The organism is Streptomyces sp. bgisy159 (assembly GCF_057707805.1).
In genome coordinates this window covers 1-18870 of sequence record NZ_JBYIQX010000008.1, presented here as the reverse complement: position 1 = coordinate 18870, position 18870 = coordinate 1, and the positions used below count along the sequence as shown (strand labels likewise).

The following is an 18870-nucleotide window of genomic DNA, read 5'->3' as shown; positions in this document are numbered from 1 at the left end:
CGGCAGCAGCCTCGCCGTCCGCCGCGCGGCCCTCGCCGGCGGGCATGCGCGACTTCGCCGTCAGAAGTCGCCCAGTTCCGCTGCGTACGGAGGTTCCGCCCCCGCGCGGGAGCAGGTGAGCGCCGCCGCTCGGGCGGCGAACCGCAACAGGCGTTCCCAGCCCGCCGGGCCCAGCGCGGCCAGGGCCTGGGGCGACAGGGCGTCCTGCTGGGCGAGGCCGTGCAGAAGCGCCGCGTTCACGGTGTCGCCGGCCCCGATGGTGTCCACCACCTCGACGGGCTCACCCTGCACCGAGTGCACGGCTCCGTCCCGGGTGAACGCGGTCAGCCCGTCGCCGCCCTGGGTGATCACTACGGCGGACGGCCCCTGCGCGAGCCACTCACGCGGCGTGCCGCCCAGCCAGCGGGCGTCCTCCTCCGAGAGCTTCAGCAGGGTCACCGAGGGCAGCCAGTCTTTGAAGCGGGCCCGGTAGGCGTCCGGGTCGGCGATCAGCCCGGGCCTGATGTTCGGGTCGAGCGCGGTGAACAGACCGCGCCCGGCCGCGAACCGCATCAGCCTCTCGTAGGCGCTCGCACCCGGCTCCAGAACCAGCGAACACGTCCCGAAGGACACCGCGCGAGTCCCGGCGGGCAGCTCGTCCGGGGCCGCGAACAGACGGTCGGCGGTGCCGTCGACGTAGAAGGAGTAGGCGGCCGAACCGTCGGCGTCGAGTGTGGCGACCGCCAGCGTGGTCGGTTCCGGTCCCCGCTGCACCGCGCGGACGTCCACACCGGCCCGGCGCAGCCCGTCCAGCAGGGCCTCCCCGAAGGCGTCCCGCGACGTACGGGAGGCGAAGGCGGTGGGGGAGCCGAGCCGCCCGAGGGCGACCGCGGTGTTGTACGGGCCGCCTCCGAGTGCCGGCCGTAGATCGGCCAGCGCTCCCGCGCCTTGTGGTACCAGGTCGATCAGTGCCTCACCGGCGACGACGATCACGGGCGGTTCCCTTCGAGGAGTGCGCGGGCAGCGGGTGCGGGGGCAGGAGGGGTGGGACGCGCCGGGGAGTCCTCGGCGCATCCGCAGGAGGTGCGGTGGACGAAGGAGCAGCCCAGCCGCACGGTCCGGGCCGGCCGGTCCGGGTCGGCGAGCCGGTCGAGCAGCACCTGGACGGCGCGCGCGCCCATCTCCCGGCTGGGCTGGGCGATCGCGGTGAGCCGGGGCGAGAACAGGTCCGCCCAGGCGAAGTCGTCGAAGGAGCACAACGCGATGTCGTCCGGCACCGACAGGCCCTGTTCGCGCAGCGCCCGCAGCGCGCCGATGGTCATCGCGTTGTTGGCGGTGACGAGCGCGGTCGGCGGGGTGGCGAGGGACAGCAGGGTGGCGGTGGCTCGCTCGCCGCCGGCGGTCGCGGAGTCGCCGTGGACCAGGAGTCGTTCGTCGTAGGGGAGCCCGGCGCCGGCCAGGCCGTGCCGGTAGCCCGAGACGCGCTCCTCCGTGGTGCTGAGGCCGGGCAGGCCCGCGACCAGGCCGATCCGGCGGTGGCCGAGCCCGGTGAGGTGCCCGACCAGCTCGGCCATCGGCTCTGCGTTCTCGGCGCACACCTGGTCGAAGCGGGGCATGCCGTCGGCGACAGCGTCCACCGTCCGGTCGAGCAGGACCGTGGGTACGGCATGGCGGCCGAGGTAGGCGAGAAGGCCGTCCGAGTCGGCGGAGGGGGCCACGACCAGCCCGTCGACCCTGCGCTCGTGCAGCAGCTGGACGGCCTTGCGCTCGTGCTCCGGGTCGTCGTGCGGGTCGGCGATCAGCAGGCTGTAGCCGTGCTCCAGGGCGCTCGCCTCGACGCCCTGGAGGATCTCCGTGAAGTACGGGTTGCTGATCGCGGACACCGCCAGCCCGATGGAACGGGTGCGGGCCGTCACCAGCGAGCGGGCCAGGCCGTTGGGGGTGTAGCCGAGTTCGTCGATGGCGTCGAGGACGGCCTGGCGCGTGTGGGGCAGGACGGGCCGGGTCCCGTTCATCACGTGCGAGACGGTCGCGGCGGACACTCCGGCAAGGCGTGCGACGTCGGCCATGGTCGCCATGTGGTCTCCGTTCCGAAGCAGTGCGTCTGACGGCGGTCCGCCGTCATGGCGTGAGCGACGGACGGTCGGTGGTGGGCGCCGAGCGGTGACCCGCGTACGGTCGGCAAGCTATCGCATCCAGAGGTTGCTCGTAAACGCTTACGCAAGCGCATGCGCAAACGTTTACGCACGCGTTTACGCACGCGTTTACGCCCGCGTTTGCGGCAGCCGCTGACGTCTGAAGTCTGCGTGAGCGCTGCACCCCCATAGACACTTACGTCCACCCAACCCGCCGCAACCCGCTGCAACCCGCCGCAACCCCACCCGGACCCCGGCGGTATCGTGCGCGTGACCGCCCGCACCGCGTGTGCGTGACCGCCCGCACCGCGTGTGCGTGACCGCCCGCACCGCGCCCCGACAGTGGAGTCCCTCATGCCCGGCCGACCCTCCGCGACCCGCCGCACCGTTCTGCGAGGGGCGGCTCTCACGCCCGTCGCCGGGACGGCAGCGGCCGCCTGCTCACCCCTGGGCGGTACGACCGAGGCGGCCACGCCCACGGCGCCGGTGGAACTGGGGTCGGCGAGCGAGCTCTCGCCCGGCGACGCCCGGCTCTACCGCGACCACAACGTGGTGGTCAGCCGGGCCGGCGACGGCGCCCTGAGCGCGTACAGCTCGGTGTGTACGCACGCCGGGTGCGCCATCAACAAGCTCGACGGGGAGAAGCTGATCTGCCCGTGCCACGGCAGTGAGTTCGACGCGGCGACCGGCGAGGTGCTGCGGGGACCGGCCTCCGTGGGCCTGCCCAAGCTCTCCGTCAAGGCGGAGAACGGCAAGCTGATCGCGGGCCCGGGCGCCTGACCGGATCTGACCGGCGCTCGACCGGCGCCCGCCCGACCGGTGCAAGGGGCGGCGGACGCGGGCGGGACGGCGGGGGCACCGGCGTTGGAGCCAGGGTCCGGCCGGGCAGGCGGCGCGGCTGTCGGGCGGTCTCCGGGCGGACAGGGCGCCGGCGTTCGTGCCGACGTCCGCGCCGGCGTTCGTGCCGGTGGGGCGGGTCCGTTCAGTCCCAGTCCCAGCTGATTCCCACCATGCGCGTGCGCACGCGGGGCTCGACGAGGTGGACGCAGTGGTGGCGGTGGCTCAGCGGCAGTTCCTGGCGGCCGCCGCGCGGGGCCGCCGCCGAGTGCTGGGTGAAGCGGTGGCAGCGCACGGGCAGGGCACGCGCGTCGAACGCGATCTGGAGTGCGTACTGGCCGCCCAGCGGCCCGAAGCCTCTCACGTATTCGTGCGAGACACCCGCCGTGCCGTCCTCGACGCCGTGGCGGAACAGATAGGTGTCGCCGCAGCGCAGCCGGGTGTCGAAGAGCAGTTCGGTGACGAGGATGCCGGTCTCGTGGTGGCGCCGGACACGTCCGACGCGGCAGTTCTCCAGCGCGTGCACCGCCATGCGCTCGGGCGCGCACCCGGGGTCGCCCTGGTGCACGGCCACGAAGCGGTCGACGCCGTCGCGGGCGGCGCGCACGATGTGGTGCGCCTCGCGGCCCAGCAGTTCGCGGTGCGCGCCGACGCGCACGCGCTCGTGGTGGGCGAGCATGTGCAGACCGCCGTCGAGGGGCATGCCGAGGTCGGCGACCAGTTTCCGCAGGATGTCGGACGCCGCCAGGTGGGAGCGGTAGGAGCGGACGGCCCGCCGACCGGTACCCGCCATGTCGTCGGACGCCTCCGAGAGCAGGCGGATCAGTGACTCCTCCGGCAGACGCAGGATCTCCTCCAGCGCGCGTACGGCCCGCAGCGACTCGGGGCGCTGTGGGCGTCGGGCGCCCTGCTGCCAGTAGCTGAGGCTCGTCACTCCCACCGTGATGCCCTGGCGTGAGAGATGGTGCTGGACGCGTTGGAGGGGCAACCCCCGGGCGGCTATGGCCGCGCGCAGCGCGACGTGGAAGGGCCCGCCCCGCAGAGCCGCCGCCAGTCCCGCATCTCCGGCACCCGCGTCCTCCCCGGCACCGCCCCCACTGACCTCCCCGCCGTCGCCCGCGCCCCCACCTGCGTTCCCGCCGTCGCCCACGTCCCTGCTGTCGCCCACGCCGTCGTCGCAGGCGCCCAAGCCGCCGACGCCGTCGTGCACGCCGGCGGCCGCGATGCGGTCGCCGAGGCCGTCCGAGCCGGCGTACGAAGAACCGTTCGCGCCGGTGTCCGGGCAGGTGTCCGCGCCGACGATCGCGCCGGTGCGCGCGGCGGTGTCCGCGTGCTGTGTGGCATGCAGCATGCAGGGGGCCTCTCTGTGAAAGCTCACAACGGCTGGTCAGGCCGTTTCCCGTGGATGTGCCGGGGCCCGCCCCCGTGGACGCCCGGCCGTTCACTCTCCGTGCGGCGTCGTTCACGGCCCCGAGTTCCCCCGCATTGAAGCGCGTTGACCAGACCGCGACAACACCTGGCGCACGGCGCCCGCCCGTGCTTGGCCGAGTCGGACCGCCTCCGGTACGCCCGGACACTGCCGGACCCGTCGTCCTCGGCCCCCGGAGTGTCACAGTGCGCCAGTAGGGTGTGAGACATGGCCGATCCCTCCAGCTACCGCCCCAGGCCGGGAGACATCCCGGACTCTCCCGGGGTGTACCGGTTCCGTGACGAGCACCGCCGGGTGATCTACGTCGGGAAGGCGAAGAGCCTGCGCCAGCGCCTGGCGAACTACTTCCAGGACCTGGCCGGCCTGCACCCACGGACGCGCACCATGGTGACCACCGCCGCGTCCGTGGAGTGGACGGTGGTGTCCACGGAGGTCGAAGCGCTGCAGCTGGAGTACTCCTGGATCAAGGAGTACGACCCCCGGTTCAACGTCAAGTACCGCGACGACAAGAGCTACCCGTACCTCGCGGTGACGATGAACGAGGAGTTTCCCCGTGTCCAGGTGATGCGCGGCCACAAGAAGAAGGGCGTCCGGTACTTCGGGCCGTACGCGCACGCGTGGGCCATCCGCGACACCGTCGACCTGCTGTTGCGCGTCTTCCCGGTGCGGACCTGCTCCGCCGGTGTCTTCAAGAACGCCGCCCGTACGGGCCGGCCCTGCCTGCTCGGCTACATCGGCAAGTGCTCCGCCCCCTGCGTGGACCGGGTGTCGGCCGAGGAGCACCGCGAACTGGCCGACGAATTCTGCGACTTCATGACCGGCCGCACCGGCACCTACCTCCGCCGTCTGGAAGGGCGGATGAGGGAGGCGGCCGAGGAGATGGAGTACGAGCGGGCCGCCCGCCTGCGCGACGACATCGACGCGTTGAAGAAGGCCATGGAGAAGAACGCGGTGGTGCTCGCCGACGCGACCGACGCCGACCTGATCGCCGTCGCCGAGGACGAGCTGGAGGCGGCCGTCCAGATCTTCCACGTCCGCGGCGGACGGGTGCGCGGGCAGCGCGGCTGGGTCACCGACAAGGTGGAGGCCGTCACCACCGGCGACCTCGTCGAGCACGCGCTGCAGCAGCTCTACGGCGAGGAGACCGGCGACGCGGTGCCCAAGGAGGTCCTCGTCCCCGCCCTGCCCGACCCGGTCGAGCCCGTCCAGGAATGGCTCACCGGCCGCCGCGGCTCGGGTGTCTCCCTGCGCGTCCCGCAGCGCGGCGACAAGCGCGCGCTCATGGAGACGGTGGAGCGCAACGCCCAGCAGGCCCTCGTCCTGCACAAGACCAAGCGCGCCTCCGACCTGACCACGCGCTCGCGTGCGCTGGAGGAGATCGCCGACGCCCTCGACCTGGACAGCGCCCCGTTGCGCATCGAGTGCTACGACGTCTCACACCTCCAGGGCGACGACGTGGTCGCGTCCATGGTCGTCTTCGAGGACGGCCTGGCCCGCAAGAGCGAGTACCGCCGCTTCCAGATCAAGGGCTTCGAGGGCCAGGACGACGTCCGTTCCCTGCACGAGGTGATCACCCGCCGCTTCAAGCGGTACCTCGCCGACAAGGAGCGCACGGGGGAGTGGGCCGACGGCCGCAGCGCCCCCACCGACGCGGGCCCCCCTGCCGACGCCGTCGGGACGGACGCCGCCCACGCAACCGGCGCCGCCCCCGACGCCGTCGGGACGGACGACCCCCAAGCAACCGGCGCCCCCGTCGACGCGGCCTCCCCCCGCCACGCCGTGGACGGCGACGTATCCGTAGGCCCTCCCACCTCACCCGACTCACCGGGCCCGCTCGACTCGCTCAAGGACGACGACGGCCGCCCCCGGAAGTTCGCCTACCCGCCCCAACTCGTCGTCGTGGACGGCGGCCGGCCCCAGGTGGCGGCCGCGCGGCGGGCGCTCGACGAACTGGGCATCGACGACGTCGCCGTCTGCGGCCTCGCCAAGCGTCTGGAGGAGGTGTGGCTCCCGGACGACGACGACCCGGTCGTGCTGCCCCGCACCAGCGAGGGCCTGTACCTGCTGCAGCGGGTGCGTGACGAGGCGCACCGGTTCGCGATCACCTACCAGCGCGCCAAACGCGCCAAGCGGCTGCGCACCGGCCCCCTGGACGACGTACCGGGCCTGGGCGAAGCCCGCAAGCAGGCGCTGATCAAGCACTTCGGCTCGGTGAAGCGGCTGCGGGCGGCGACGGTCGAGCAGATCTGCGAGGTCCCCGGCATAGGCCGCAAGACGGCCGAGACCATCGCGGCGGCCCTGGCCGGGGCCACCCCGGGCGGCCCCGCCGTGAACACGGCGACCGGAGAGATCATTGAAGACGAGGAACCCGAGACGACGGCGGGTTCCCGCGGGGAACCGGTGACGGCCGGAGCCCCGGAGGAACGACGGGGGCAGGAGACATGACAGAGCACGAGCAGCAGCCCACAGCACAGCGAGATCCCGCACACGCGCAGCCGGGCCCCGAGGGCCCAGAGCCCCCCGCACACCACGACGACGGAGCACAGGTGAGTACGGAGAGCACGCCTCCCCCCGGAATTCCGGAGGCCGCCATTCCAGAGCTGGTGATCATCTCCGGCATGTCCGGAGCGGGCCGGTCCACGGCCGCCAAGTGCCTGGAGGACCTCGGCTGGTTCGTCGTCGACAACCTGCCGCCCGCCCTGATCCCCACCATGGTGGAACTCGGCGCACGCTCCCAGGGCAACGTGGCGCGGATCGCGGTCGTCGTGGACGTCCGCGGCAGGCGCTTCTTCGACAACCTCCGCGAGTCCCTGGCCGACCTGGAGGCCAAGCACGTCACCCGGCGCATCGTCTTCCTGGAGTCGTCCGACGACGCCCTGGTGCGCCGCTTCGAGTCGGTGCGCCGACCGCACCCCCTCCAGGGCGACGGCCGCATCGTGGACGGCATCGCCGCCGAGCGGGAGCTGCTGCGCGAGTTGCGTGGCGACGCGGACCTGGTGATCGACACCTCCAGCCTCAACGTGCACGAACTGCGCGCCAAGATGGACGCCCAGTTCGCCGGCGAGGAGGAGCCCGAGCTGCGGGCCACCGTGATGTCCTTCGGCTTCAAGTACGGCCTGCCGGTCGACGCCGACCTGGTCGTCGACATGCGCTTCCTGCCCAATCCGCACTGGGTCCCGGAGCTGCGCCCCTACACCGGCCTGAACGACGAGGTCGCGGCGTACGTCTTCAACCAGCCCGGCGCGAAGGAGTTCCTCGACCGGTACGCGGAGCTTCTGCAGCTGATCGCCGCGGGCTACCGTCGGGAGGGCAAGCGTTACGTGACCATCGCCGTCGGGTGTACGGGCGGCAAACACCGGTCCGTCGCGATGTCGGAGAAGCTCGCCGCGCGCCTCGCGGCCGAGGGTGTGGAGACGGTGGTCGTCCACCGGGACATGGGACGGGAATGACAGGACGCACTCCGCGGCTGGGCCGCCTGCGCAGGGTGGTGCCCGAAGGGCGCGCAGGCAGGCCTGCCGAGGCCCGCGGCGGCAGACCGCGCCGCCGCGGAACCCAGCCCAAGGTCGTCGCCCTCGGCGGCGGCATGGGGCTGTCCGCCTCGCTCGCCGCGCTGCGCCGGATCACCGGCGACCTCACCGCCGTCGTCACCGTGGCCGACGACGGCGGATCCAGCGGCCGGCTCCGGGACGAACTGGGGGTGCTGCCGCCCGGCGACCTGCGCAAGGCGCTGGCCGCGCTGTGCGGTGACGACGACTGGGGCCAGACCTGGTCCCGCGTCATCCAGCACCGTTTCCAGTCCCAGGGCGACATCAACGGCCACGCGGTGGGCAACCTTCTGATCGTCGCCCTGTGGGAACAGCTCGGCGACCACGTCCAGGCCCTCGACCTGGTCGGCAAGCTGCTGGGCGCGCACGGGCGCGTGCTGCCCATGTCCGCCGTACCGCTGGAGCTGCAGGCCCTGGTCAAGGGCCACGACCCGGCGCGGCCGGAGGACGTCGACATCGTCCGGGGACAGGCGACGGTCGCCCTCACCCCCGGCGAGGTGCAGTCCGTGCACCTGGTGCCGCACGACCCGCCCGCCGTCCCGGAGGCGGTCGCCGCGGTGCTGGACGCCGACTGGGTGGTGCTCGGGCCCGGCTCCTGGTTCTCCTCGGTCATCCCGCACCTGCTCGTGCCGGAGCTGCTCGACGCCCTGGTGGAGACCAAGGCACGTAGGGTGCTCTCGCTGAACCTCGCGCCGCAGCCGGGGGAAACCGACGGCTTCTCCCCGCAGCGTCATTTGGAGGTTTTGGGGCGACACGCCCCTAAACTCGCCCTGGACGTGGTGCTGGCCGACGAGGCCGCCGTGCCCGACCGCGACCTGCTGACCGACGCCGCCAAACGGTTCGGGGGCGCGGTGGAGCTGGCGCCCGTGGCCCGGCCCGACGGAACTCCGCGGCATGATCCGGAGCTGCTGGCCGCCGCGTACGACCGTATTTTTCGGATGCATGGAAGGATCGGCCCATGGCGATGACGGCAGCGGTGAAGGACGAGATCTCCCGGCTCCCCGTCACCCGGACCTGCTGCAGAAAGGCGGAGGTATCCGCCGTCCTGCGGTTCGCCGGCGGCCTTCACCTGGTGAGCGGGCGCATCGTGATCGAGGCGGAGCTGGACACGGCGATGGCGGCCCGCCGGCTCAAGCGGGACATCCTGGAGATCTTCGGCCACAGCTCGGAGCTGATCGTGATGGCACCCGGCGGCCTGCGGCGCGGCTCGCGCTTCGTCGTGCGGGTCGTCGCCGGCGGCGACCAGCTGGCCCGCCAGACCGGTCTGGTGGACGGCCGCGGCCGTCCGATCCGCGGGCTGCCGCCGCAGGTCGTCTCCGGGGCCACCTGTGACGCGGAGGCCGCTTGGCGCGGGGCCTTCCTGGCGCACGGCTCGCTCACCGAGCCGGGCCGCTCCTCCTCGCTGGAGGTGACCTGCCCCGGACCCGAGGCCGCGCTCGCCCTGGTCGGCGCCGCACGCCGGCTCTCCATCGCCGCAAAGGCCCGCGAGGTGCGCGGCGTCGACCGGGTGGTGGTCCGCGACGGCGACGCCATCGGCGCGCTGCTCACCCGGCTGGGCGCCCATGAGTCGGTGCTGGCGTGGGAGGAGCGCCGGATGCGCCGCGAGGTGCGCGCCACGGCGAACCGTCTCGCCAACTTCGACGACGCCAACCTGCGCCGCTCGGCGCGGGCCGCGGTCGCCGCCGGTGCCCGGGTGCAGCGGGCCCTGGAGATCCTCGGCGACGACGTCCCCGAGCACCTCGCCGCGGCCGGCCGGCTGCGCATGGACCACAAGCAGGCGTCCCTGGAGGAGCTGGGCGCGCTCGCCGATCCGCCGCTCACCAAGGACGCGGTGGCCGGGCGTATTCGCCGGCTGCTGGCCATGGCCGACAAGCGCGCCGCCGATCTCGGCATCCCGGGCACGGAGGCCAACCTCTCCGAGGAGTTCGCCGACAACCTCGCCGGCTGACGCCCCGCCGTGGGCTGACCGCCCGTCAAAGCGCCGGAGTGGCCACTCTTTCGAGTGACCACTCCGGCGCTTCGGCGTCCGGGAGGCGCCCTTGACTCGATCATGAAGTGTCATGAGCCTGGCATCTGTTCGCTGCTGTGGCGGACCCACTACAGGGGGGTTCATGAGACATACAGCGAGATCGGCCCTGGCTGTCGGCGCGCTCCTGATCGGCGGCGCGAGCCTGGCGCCCGTCGCCCAGGCGCAGACCGGCGGCCCGGCTCCCGAGCGGGACGGGGGCGAGGTCAAGGTCTTCCGGGCCGACGTCACCAAGAAGCAGGTGCCCCTGCTCCTGGCGGCCGGTCAGGACGCCCACGAACTCGGCGAGGTGGTGCCCGACCGGGGCGAGGCCACCGTGGAGGTCTATCTCACCGACGGCCAGGCGAAGCAGTTGGAGAAACAGGGCGTCGACCTCACGGAGCACACCCTCACCGCGAAGGCCGAGAACCGCCTGGAGGCCGCCGCCGACGGGGTGTTCCGCCCGTACGGCGGCAGCGGCGGCCTCAAGGAGGAGATCCTGCGCACCGGCCGGGAGAACCCCGGCCTCACCAAGGTCGTCTCCATCGGCAAGACGGTCAAGGGCCAGGACATCCTCGCCCTGAAGCTCACCAAGAACGCGCGCAGGGCGGAGGACGGCTCCAAACCGGCCGTGCTGTACCTGTCCAACCAGCACGCGCGCGAGTGGATCACCCCGGAGATGACCCGGCGGCTGATGCACCACTACATCGACAACTACAAGACCGACAAACGCATCAAGAGGCTCGTCGACACCACCGAGCTGTGGTTCGTGATCTCGGCCAACCCCGACGGTTACGACTACACCTTCCAGGACTCCACCACCCGCCTGTGGCGCAAGAACCTGCGGGACAACAACGGCGACGGCGTGCTGTCCACCGGCGACGGCGTCGACCTCAACCGCAACTTCGCCTACAAGTGGGCCTACGACGACGAGGGTTCGTCCCCCGACCCGGCGAGCCAGACCTACCGCGGTCCGGGCCCGGCGTCCGAGCCGGAGACCCGGGCACTGGACGCGTTCGAGCGGCGCATCGGCTTCCGGTACGCCATCAACTACCACTCCGCCGCCGAACTCCTCCTCTACGGCGTCGGCTGGCAGGTCGCCACGGACACCCCCGACGACGTCCTGTACAAGGCACTCGCCGGCACGCCCGACAACCCGGCGGTCCCCGGCTACCACCCGCAGGTCTCCTCGGAGCTCTACACCACCAACGGCGAGGCGGACGGCCACGCGGCCAACGTCAACGGCATCGCGATGTTCACCCCCGAGATGTCGACCTGCCAGACCGCCTCGGACCTCGACCCGAACGACCGGTGGAACGCGGCCGACTGCCAGTCGGTCTTCAACTTCCCGGACGACGAGAAGCTGATCCAGCAGGAGTTCCAGAAGAACATCCCGTTCGCGCTGTCCGTCGCCGAGACCGCCCGGCACCCGGACACCCCCTCGTCCGCGGTCGGCCTGAGGGCCGCCGACTTCACCCCGGCGCCGTTCACCACCTCCTACTCGCGCGGCGCCGACCAGGAGGTCTCCGTCGTCGCACGCAGGTCGGTGCGTGACAAGGAGCTGAAGTACCGCGTCAACGGCGGCCGTGTCCTGGACATGGCGCTGCGGCCCTGGCGGGGCGGCGAGACCTACGGCGGCGACGACAACCTCTACTTCGACGAGTACCGGGCCAAGGTCGAGGACGGCGAGCCGGGCGACGAGGTCGAGGTGTGGTTCACCGGCGAGACCAGGCACGGCAAGAAGGTCTCCAGCCGGCACTTCACCTACGCCGTCGCCGAACGGCCGCGCGCGGACGTCCTCGTCGTCGCCGAGGAGGGCGCGCCCGCCGCGCAGGCCGCGGTCTACGTCGACGCGCTGAAGGCGGCCGGGCACAGGGCGGTCGTCTGGGACGTCGCGACCCGGGGCGCGCCCGACGCCCTCGGCGTTCTGGGCCACTTCGACACCGTCGTCCACTACACGGGCGCGAGCGCCCCCGGCAACCCGACCCAACTGCAGTTGCGCGCCTTCCTCAACGAGGGCGGCAGGCTGATCGAGGCCGGTGAGCTGGCCGGCGGCAGCGTCGACCTGGGCGACGGCACCCCGTCGAACGACTTCAGCCAGTACTACCTGGGCGCCTACTCCCGTACGGCCACGCCCGGCGCCACCGGTTTCACCGGCTCCGGCGAGCTGCTCGGAGCGGACGGACCGCTCGGCGCGGCCCCCGGCAACCCGCTGGACAAGGCCGGCGCCTACAGCGTCACCTCGGACGAACTGCCCGCCGCCACCTACCCGCAGTTCGCGAGCGCCGGCGCCGGACGGTTCGCCGGGACCGTCAACCCGTACGGGCCGTACGCGGGCTCCGCGATGGCCGCCGCCGTGCACACCGACAACGCCTACAAGCGTCTCACCCGCACCATCGACCTCACCGGTGTCGCCGCCGCGCAGCAGCCGGCCCTGCGGGCCCAGATGCTCTGGGACACCGAGCCCGGCTACGACAACGCGGTGGTCGAGGCGCACACCGTCGGCGCGGATGACTGGACCACCCTTCCCGAGGTCGGCGGAGCCACGTCCACCGCCGTGCCGGAGGAGTGCGGGGCCGGTTTCTACATCGCCGGCCACCCCTGGCTGCGGCACTATCTGACGCTGGCCGGCACCGAGTGCACCGCGACCGGCAGCACCGGGTCCTGGCACGCCCTGACCGGCGCCTCCAGCGGCTGGCAGCCGGTGGCCTTCGACCTCAGCGCCTACGCGGGCCGGACGGTCGAGGTCTCGATCAGCTACGTCACCGACCCCGGCAGCGGCGGGCACGGCGTCCTCGTCGACGACGCCGCGCTCGTGGTCGGGGGCACGGCCACCGAGACCGAGGGCTTCGAGTCCTCGCTCGGCGCCTGGCGTGCGGCAGGTCCGCCCGCGGGCAGTCCGGCCGTCCTGAAGGACTGGGCCCGCACCGGCACCCTGTTCCAGACGTACGGCGCGGTCACCACGCGGGACACCGTGCTGCTGGGCTTCGGCCTGGAGCACGTCACCTCGGCGGCCGACCGCAACGCCCTGCTCAAGCGAGCACTGGACGCGCTCGGACGATGACCGGACGTGTCAACAGGGCTGACCGGACGTAGGCAAAAGGAGTGAATGGGCCCAACGGCCTGGGCGGTCCGTACCCTACTGGCGGGTACGGACCGTCCTGCCGTGTATGGGCCAACTCGATGTCACCCCGACGGCCTCAGGGAGGTAGGGTCGTGGGTGGTCGGGGACATCCCAAACAGAGCTCGCCGGCTCCGCATGGCCGGCGTACCAACGAGGAGATCGGTTCGTGACGATCCGCGTAGGCATCAACGGCTTCGGCCGCATCGGTCGTAACTACTTCCGCGCGCTGCTGGAGCAGGGTGCAGACATCGAGATCGTGGCTGTCAACGACCTGGGTGACACCGCGACCACCGCTCACCTGCTGAAGTACGACACGATCCTCGGGCGCCTCAAGCAGGAGGTCACCCACACCGAGGACACCATCACCGTTGACGGAAAGACCATCAAGGTCCTCGCCGAGCGCAACCCCGCCGACATCCCGTGGGGCGAGCTGGGCGTCGACATCGTCATCGAGTCGACCGGCATCTTCACCAAGAAGGCCGACGCCGAGAAGCACATCGCCGGCGGCGCCAAGAAGGTCCTCATCTCGGCACCCGCCAAGGACGAGGACGTCACCATCGTGATGGGCGTCAACCAGGACAAGTACGACCCGGCGAACCACCACGTCATCTCCAACGCCTCCTGCACCACCAACTGCGTGGCGCCGATGGCGAAGGTCCTGGACGAGAACTTCGGCATCGTCAAGGGCCTGATGACCACCGTCCACGCGTACACCAACGACCAGCGCATCCTGGATTTCCCGCACAAGGACCTGCGCCGCGCCCGCGCCGCCGCGGAGAACATCATCCCGACCACCACGGGTGCCGCGAAGGCCACCGCCCTGGTCCTGCCGCAGCTCAAGGGCAAGCTGGACGGCATGGCCATGCGCGTCCCGGTCCCCACCGGCTCGGTCACCGACCTGGTCCTGGAGCTCGGCCGCGAGGTCACCAAGGAAGAGGTCAACGCCGCCTTCCAGAAGGCGGCCGAGGGCGAGCTGAAGGGCATTCTGGAGTACACCGAGGACCCGATCGTCTCCTCCGACATCGTCAACGCGCCGGCGTCCTGCACCTTCGACTCCTCCCTGACCATGGTCCAGGAGGGCAAGAACGTGAAGGTCATCGGCTGGTACGACAACGAGTGGGGCTACTCCAACCGCCTCGTCGACCTGACGGTCTTCGTCGGCAACCAGCTCTGATCGCCCCCGCAGGCGACCTGATGTGAGAGCAGGGCTCGGGCAGCGCACCGTCGCGCCGCCCGAGCCCTGACTCACGTGCAGACCGGCTGTCTCTACGATCTGGAGCAGCAAAAGCCCTCACCAGGAGTCCTCTTCCATGAAGACGATCGACGAACTCCTCGCCGAAGGAGTGGAAGGCAAGCGGGTCTTCGTCCGCGCCGACCTCAACGTGCCGCTGGACGGCGGCACCATCACCGACGACGGCCGGATCCGCGCCGTCCTGCCCACCGTCAAGGCCCTCGTGGACGCGCGCGCCAAGGTCGTCGTCGCCTCCCACCTCGGCCGCCCCAAGGGCGCCCCGGACCCCGCGTACTCCCTCGCGCCCGTCGCCTCCCGCCTCGGTGAACTGCTCGGCAGCGCGGTCACGTTCGCGGCCGACACCGTCGGCGACTCGGCCCGCGACGCCGTCGCCGGCCTCTTCGAGGGCCAGGTCGCCCTGCTGGAGAACCTCCGCTTCAACGCCGGTGAGACCTCCAAGGACGATGCCGAGCGCGGTGCTTTCGCCGACCGCCTGGCCGCCCTCGCCGACGTCTACGTGGGCGACGGCTTCGGCGCGGTCCACCGCAAGCACGCCTCGGTCTTCGACCTGCCGGCCCGGCTGCCGCACTACGCCGGCTACCTCATCGCCACCGAGGTCGGCGTGCTGAAGAAGCTCACCGAGGACGTCCGGCGCCCCTACGTCGTCGCCCTCGGCGGCGCCAAGGTCTCCGACAAGCTGGCCGTCATCGACCAGCTCCTCGGCAAGGCCGACCGGCTGCTCATCGGCGGCGGCATGGCGTACACCTTCCTCAAGGCCAAGGGCTACGAGATCGGCGTCTCCCTGCTGCAGGAGGACCAGGTCCCGGTCGTCACCGAGTACATGAAGCGCGCGGAGCAGAACGGCGTCGAGCTGGTCCTCCCCGTCGACGTCCTGGTCTCCACTGAGTTCCCGGACCTCCAGGCCAAGGCGCCGACCCACCCCACCACCGTCGCCGCGGACGCCATCCCGGCCGACCAGCAGGGCCTGGACATCGGCCCGGAGACCTGCAAGCTGTACGCCTCGAAGCTCGCCGACGCGGCGACCGTCTTCTGGAACGGCCCCATGGGCGTCTTCGAGCACCCCGACTACGCCGAGGGCACCAAGGCGGTCGCCCAGGCCCTCGTCGAGTCCAAGGGCTTCAGCGTGGTCGGCGGCGGCGACTCCGCCGCGGCCGTGCGCACCCTGGGCTTCGACGAGGCCGCTTTCGGCCACATCTCGACCGGCGGTGGCGCCTCTCTCGAATACCTCGAGGGCAAGACGCTCCCCGGCCTCGCCGCACTGGAGGACTGACCCCGATGACCACCCGCACGCCGCTGATGGCGGGCAACTGGAAGATGAACCTCAACCACCTCGAGGCCATCGCCCACACCCAGAAGCTCGCCTTCGCCCTGGCCGACAAGGACTACGAGGCCGTCGAGGTCGCCGTCCTGCCGCCCTTCACGGACCTGCGCTCCGTGCAGACCCTGGTCGAGCACGACAAGCTGAAGATCAAGTACGGTGCCCAGGACATCTCGGCGCACGACGGCGGCGCCTACACCGGCGAGATCTCCGGCCCGATGCTGGCCAAGCTGAAGTGCACCTACGTGACGATCGGGCACTCCGAGCGCCGTCAGTACCACGCCGAGACCGACGAGGTCGTCAACGCCAAGGTCAAGGCCGCCTACAAGCACGGCCTCACCCCGATCATGTGCGTCGGCGAGGAGCTGGACGTCCGCGAGGCCGGCAACGCCGTCCCGCACACCCTGGCCCAGGTCGAGGGCGGTCTGAAGGACCTCCCGGCCGACCAGGCCGCGACCGTCGTGATCGCCTACGAGCCCGTCTGGGCCATCGGCACGGGCAAGGTCTGCGGCGCCGCGGACGCCCAGGAGGTCTGCGCCGCCATCCGGGGCAAGCTGGCCGAGCTGTACTCGCAGGAGGTCGCCGACCAGGTCCGCATCCAGTACGGCGGCTCGGTCAAGGCCGGCAACGTGGCCGAGATCATGGCGCAGGCCGACATCGACGGCGCGCTGGTCGGCGGCGCCTCCCTGGACGCCGACGAGTTCGTCAAGATCGTGCGGTTCCGCGACCAGTGACACGAGACCGGGGCGCCCCGCGGGCGCCCCGGCAAGCTGTGAGTATGCGGTAGCGGCGATCCGTCGTACCCTTGCGGGGGCACAGCCACGCTGTGCCCCCGTCGTCCATCCGTATCCGAGGAAGTTGGTCCAGCCGTGGTTTTGGGGTTCTCGATCGCCCTGATCGTCTTCAGCCTGCTGCTGATGCTGCTGGTGCTGATGCACAAGGGGAAGGGCGGCGGCCTCTCCGACATGTTCGGTGGCGGCATGCAGTCCTCCGTCGGCGGCTCCTCGGTCGCCGAGCGCAACCTCGACCGCATCACCGTCGTGGTCGGTCTGCTCTGGTTCGCGTGCATCATGGTCCTCGGACTGGTGATGAAGGCGAACAACTGATCCCTCCTTTCCGCACGTGACGCCCCATGTCGGGTACGCGCCGAGGAGCGCGGCCTATCATGGGGCTTGCGTCTGGGGGTGGGGGGCTTGTAACTCCAATCACTGGACGCGCGTTGGGCCTTACGTAGACTGAGGCGCTCGCAGCGAAGCGGAACGCCGACTCGCTTCGCGGCACCATCACGCAGGGAGTTACGACCGTGGCAAGTGGCAACGCGATCCGAGGAAGCCGGGTCGGGGCGGGGCCGATGGGCGAGGCCGAGCGGGGCGAGTCCGCGCCCCGTCTGCGCATCTCCTTCTGGTGCTCCAACGGGCACGAGACGCAGCCCAGCTTCGCCAGCGACGCGCAGGTTCCCGACACCTGGGACTGTCCCCGCTGCGGCTTCCCGGCAGGACAGGACCGGGACAACCCGCCGGACCCGCCGCGCACCGAGCCCTACAAGACGCACCTGGCGTACGTGCGGGAGCGGCGCAGCGACGCGGACGGCGAGGCGATCCTCGCCGAGGCGCTCGCCAAACTGCGCGGCGAGATCTAGGACTTCACGACCGGCCGGGTGCCCACGGGTTCCTGGCCGGACGCGTATCCGCACCTCGCTCCCTGGTTCGCCGCCGACCGATTGTCAGTGCTGCCCTTTACGGTTCGTGCATCGGTGACGCATGCGCGGACCACGAGGGGGAGTCATGGATGCGGACGGCGCGGCCGAAGGCAGTGCGCCCGACTGGCGCGGGGGGTTCGGGCGGCTGTGGAGCGCCGCCGTGCTCTCCAGCTTCGGCGACGCGCTGCGCACGGCGGCCCTGCCGCTGCTCGCCGTGACGCTCACCGACCGGCCGCTGCTGATCGCCTCGGTGACGGCCTGCGGCTACCTGCCGTGGATCGTGTTCGGGCTGCTCGGCGGTGCCGTCGCCGACCGCGTCGACCAGCGTCGCGCCATGTGGACCGTGGACGCGGTACGTGCGGGCCTGGTCGCCGCCTTCGCGGGGTCCGTGGCGCTGGGGCACGCGTCGATCGGCCTGCTCATCGCGCTCGCCCTCGCCCTGACCACCCTGCAGACACTGTTCGACAACGCCGCCACGGCCCTGCTGCCCACCCTGGTCGACCGCGCCGCCCTCGGCAGCGCCAACGCCCGCCTGATGACCGGTCAGCGCATCGCGGGGGGTCTGCTGGGAGCTCCCGCCGTGCCCCTCCTGCTGGGCGTCGGCGCGGGTGCGCCCTTCGCGGTGGACGCGGCGACCTTCCTGCTCGCCGCCGCCCTGGTCGCCTCGGTACGGACCACGCCGCCCGAGCGCGAACCGAGAGCGGCGGGCAGCACCCTGCGCCGGGAGATCGCCGAGGGGCTGCGTGCCCTGGGCCGCGACCGGGCCCTGCGCGGCCTGTGCGCCGCCACCGCCCTGTGCAACGTCGGCATGGGCGCCCTCATCGCCACCCTGGTGGTCCTGGTCACCGGCTGGCTGGACGCCGGCAGCACCGGATACGTGATCGCCGCCACCGCCTACACGGTCGGCAACCTGGCCGGGGGAGCGGTGAACGGCTGGCTCGTCCGTCGGCTCGGCGCCGTGCGCTCGGTACTGCTCGCCGGGGCCGTCCAGATCGGCGCCCTGGTGGTGATGGGCTCGGTGCGCAGCCTGACCGCCCTGGTGGCCGCGATGGCGGTCTTCGGGGTGATGGGCATGGTGTGGAACGTCAACACCACCACGCTGATGCAGCAGCGCAGCCCCGAAATCATGCTCGGCCGGATCAGTTCGGCCTTCCGGACCCTCGGTGTCGCCGGGGCCCCACTGGGCGCCCTGCTCGGCGGGGCCGCGGCCACCGCCTGGGGCGGCAACACCCCGGCCTTCCTCGCCGCCCTCTTTCTCGCCCTGTCCGTCGTCGCGCTGATACCCCTGGGCCGCCCGGACGTATCCGTTGTCACGCACGATGACCCCACGACGGCTCATGACCCCCGCTGATCAACTAGGTTGGGTCGGCAGCGGGGCACGGACAGATGAGGAAAGAGGCTGAAGTCCGACATGAACGCAGACGGCCGTAGCAGGCTCGACCAGACCCCCGAGTGGACCGCCCTCGCCAAGCACCGCGAGGAACTCGGCGAGGTGCGGCTGCGGGAGTTGTTCGCCGCCGACCCGGGACGCGGCACCGGCTACACAG

The 18870-nt window shown here is 71.8% G+C and carries 15 protein-coding genes; 12 read left to right on the top strand and 3 right to left on the bottom strand.

Translation table 11 applies throughout. The features are described from left to right. Positions 1 to 60: 60 nt before the first annotated feature. Both AC3ET3_RS10565 and AC3ET3_RS10560 read right to left on the bottom strand, forming a co-directional pair. Positions 61 to 972, bottom strand: coding sequence for a carbohydrate kinase family protein (locus tag AC3ET3_RS10565; RefSeq protein ID WP_432136068.1), 912 nt, complete (start codon positions 970 to 972; stop codon positions 61 to 63). After that, entirely contained in the window at positions 969 to 2057 is a 1089-nt protein-coding gene (locus AC3ET3_RS10560) for a LacI family DNA-binding transcriptional regulator (RefSeq protein WP_435612012.1), read from the bottom strand. The genes AC3ET3_RS10565 and AC3ET3_RS10560 overlap by 4 nt, the downstream gene beginning before the upstream one ends. 411 nt (positions 2058 to 2468) lie before the next feature. Between AC3ET3_RS10560 and AC3ET3_RS10555 the strand changes: the two genes are divergently transcribed. Beyond that, entirely contained in the window at positions 2469 to 2894 is a 426-nt protein-coding gene (locus tag AC3ET3_RS10555; protein WP_432156575.1) for a Rieske (2Fe-2S) protein, read from the top strand. Positions 2895 to 3096: 202 nt separating this feature from the next. Here the strand turns inward: AC3ET3_RS10555 and AC3ET3_RS10550 are convergent, their stop codons facing one another. Further along, positions 3097 to 4005 (bottom strand): hypothetical protein, encoded by a 909-nt coding sequence (locus tag AC3ET3_RS10550; protein ID WP_432136086.1) that lies wholly within the window; start codon positions 4003 to 4005, stop codon positions 3097 to 3099. Between the two features lie 582 nt (positions 4006 to 4587). Here AC3ET3_RS10550 and uvrC point away from each other — a divergent pair. From uvrC to AC3ET3_RS10495, 11 genes are all read left to right on the top strand, one after another. Further along, complete coding sequence (uvrC, locus tag AC3ET3_RS10545) at positions 4588 to 6825, top strand: excinuclease ABC subunit UvrC (RefSeq protein ID WP_435612011.1); 2238 nt, start codon at positions 4588 to 4590, stop codon at positions 6823 to 6825. Beyond that, positions 6822 to 7829 (top strand): RNase adapter RapZ, encoded by a 1008-nt coding sequence (gene rapZ, locus AC3ET3_RS10540; protein WP_432136072.1) that lies wholly within the window; start codon positions 6822 to 6824, stop codon positions 7827 to 7829. The genes uvrC and rapZ overlap by 4 nt, the downstream gene beginning before the upstream one ends. Next, a complete protein-coding gene (locus AC3ET3_RS10535; RefSeq protein WP_432136073.1) occupies positions 7826 to 8893 on the top strand; it encodes a gluconeogenesis factor YvcK family protein in 1068 nt (355 codons plus the stop codon). The genes rapZ and AC3ET3_RS10535 overlap by 4 nt, the downstream gene beginning before the upstream one ends. Beyond that, positions 8884 to 9873 carry a DNA-binding protein WhiA gene (whiA, locus tag AC3ET3_RS10530; protein ID WP_432136074.1) on the top strand — a complete coding sequence of 330 codons (990 nt, stop codon included), beginning with the start codon at positions 8884 to 8886 and terminating at the stop codon, positions 9871 to 9873. The genes AC3ET3_RS10535 and whiA overlap by 10 nt, the downstream gene beginning before the upstream one ends. Positions 9874 to 10036: 163 nt before the next feature. Continuing rightward, positions 10037 to 12994 (top strand): M14 family metallopeptidase, encoded by a 2958-nt coding sequence (locus tag AC3ET3_RS10525; RefSeq protein WP_435612010.1) that lies wholly within the window; start codon positions 10037 to 10039, stop codon positions 12992 to 12994. Positions 12995 to 13220: 226 nt separating this feature from the next. Continuing rightward, on the top strand, positions 13221 to 14228 hold the full coding sequence (gene gap, locus AC3ET3_RS10520; protein ID WP_432136076.1) for a type I glyceraldehyde-3-phosphate dehydrogenase: 1008 nt from the start codon (positions 13221 to 13223) through the stop codon (positions 14226 to 14228). 136 nt (positions 14229 to 14364) lie between these two features. Continuing rightward, the gene (locus AC3ET3_RS10515; protein ID WP_432136077.1) at positions 14365 to 15576 is read left to right on the top strand and encodes a phosphoglycerate kinase; all 1212 of its coding nucleotides are present in this window, start codon (positions 14365 to 14367) and stop codon (positions 15574 to 15576) included. 5 nt (positions 15577 to 15581) lie between these two features. After that, complete coding sequence (gene tpiA / locus AC3ET3_RS10510) at positions 15582 to 16358, top strand: triose-phosphate isomerase (RefSeq protein ID WP_432156573.1); 777 nt, start codon at positions 15582 to 15584, stop codon at positions 16356 to 16358. A gap of 135 nt (positions 16359 to 16493) precedes the next feature. After that, the gene (gene secG / locus AC3ET3_RS10505) at positions 16494 to 16730 is read left to right on the top strand and encodes a preprotein translocase subunit SecG (RefSeq protein WP_432136079.1); all 237 of its coding nucleotides are present in this window, start codon (positions 16494 to 16496) and stop codon (positions 16728 to 16730) included. 197 nt (positions 16731 to 16927) lie between these two features. Next, positions 16928 to 17263 (top strand): RNA polymerase-binding protein RbpA, encoded by a 336-nt coding sequence (locus AC3ET3_RS10500; RefSeq protein WP_003957010.1) that lies wholly within the window; start codon positions 16928 to 16930, stop codon positions 17261 to 17263. A gap of 145 nt (positions 17264 to 17408) precedes the next feature. Then, entirely contained in the window at positions 17409 to 18674 is a 1266-nt protein-coding gene (locus AC3ET3_RS10495; protein WP_435612009.1) for an MFS transporter, read from the top strand. Positions 18675 to 18870: the final 196 nt, after the last annotated feature.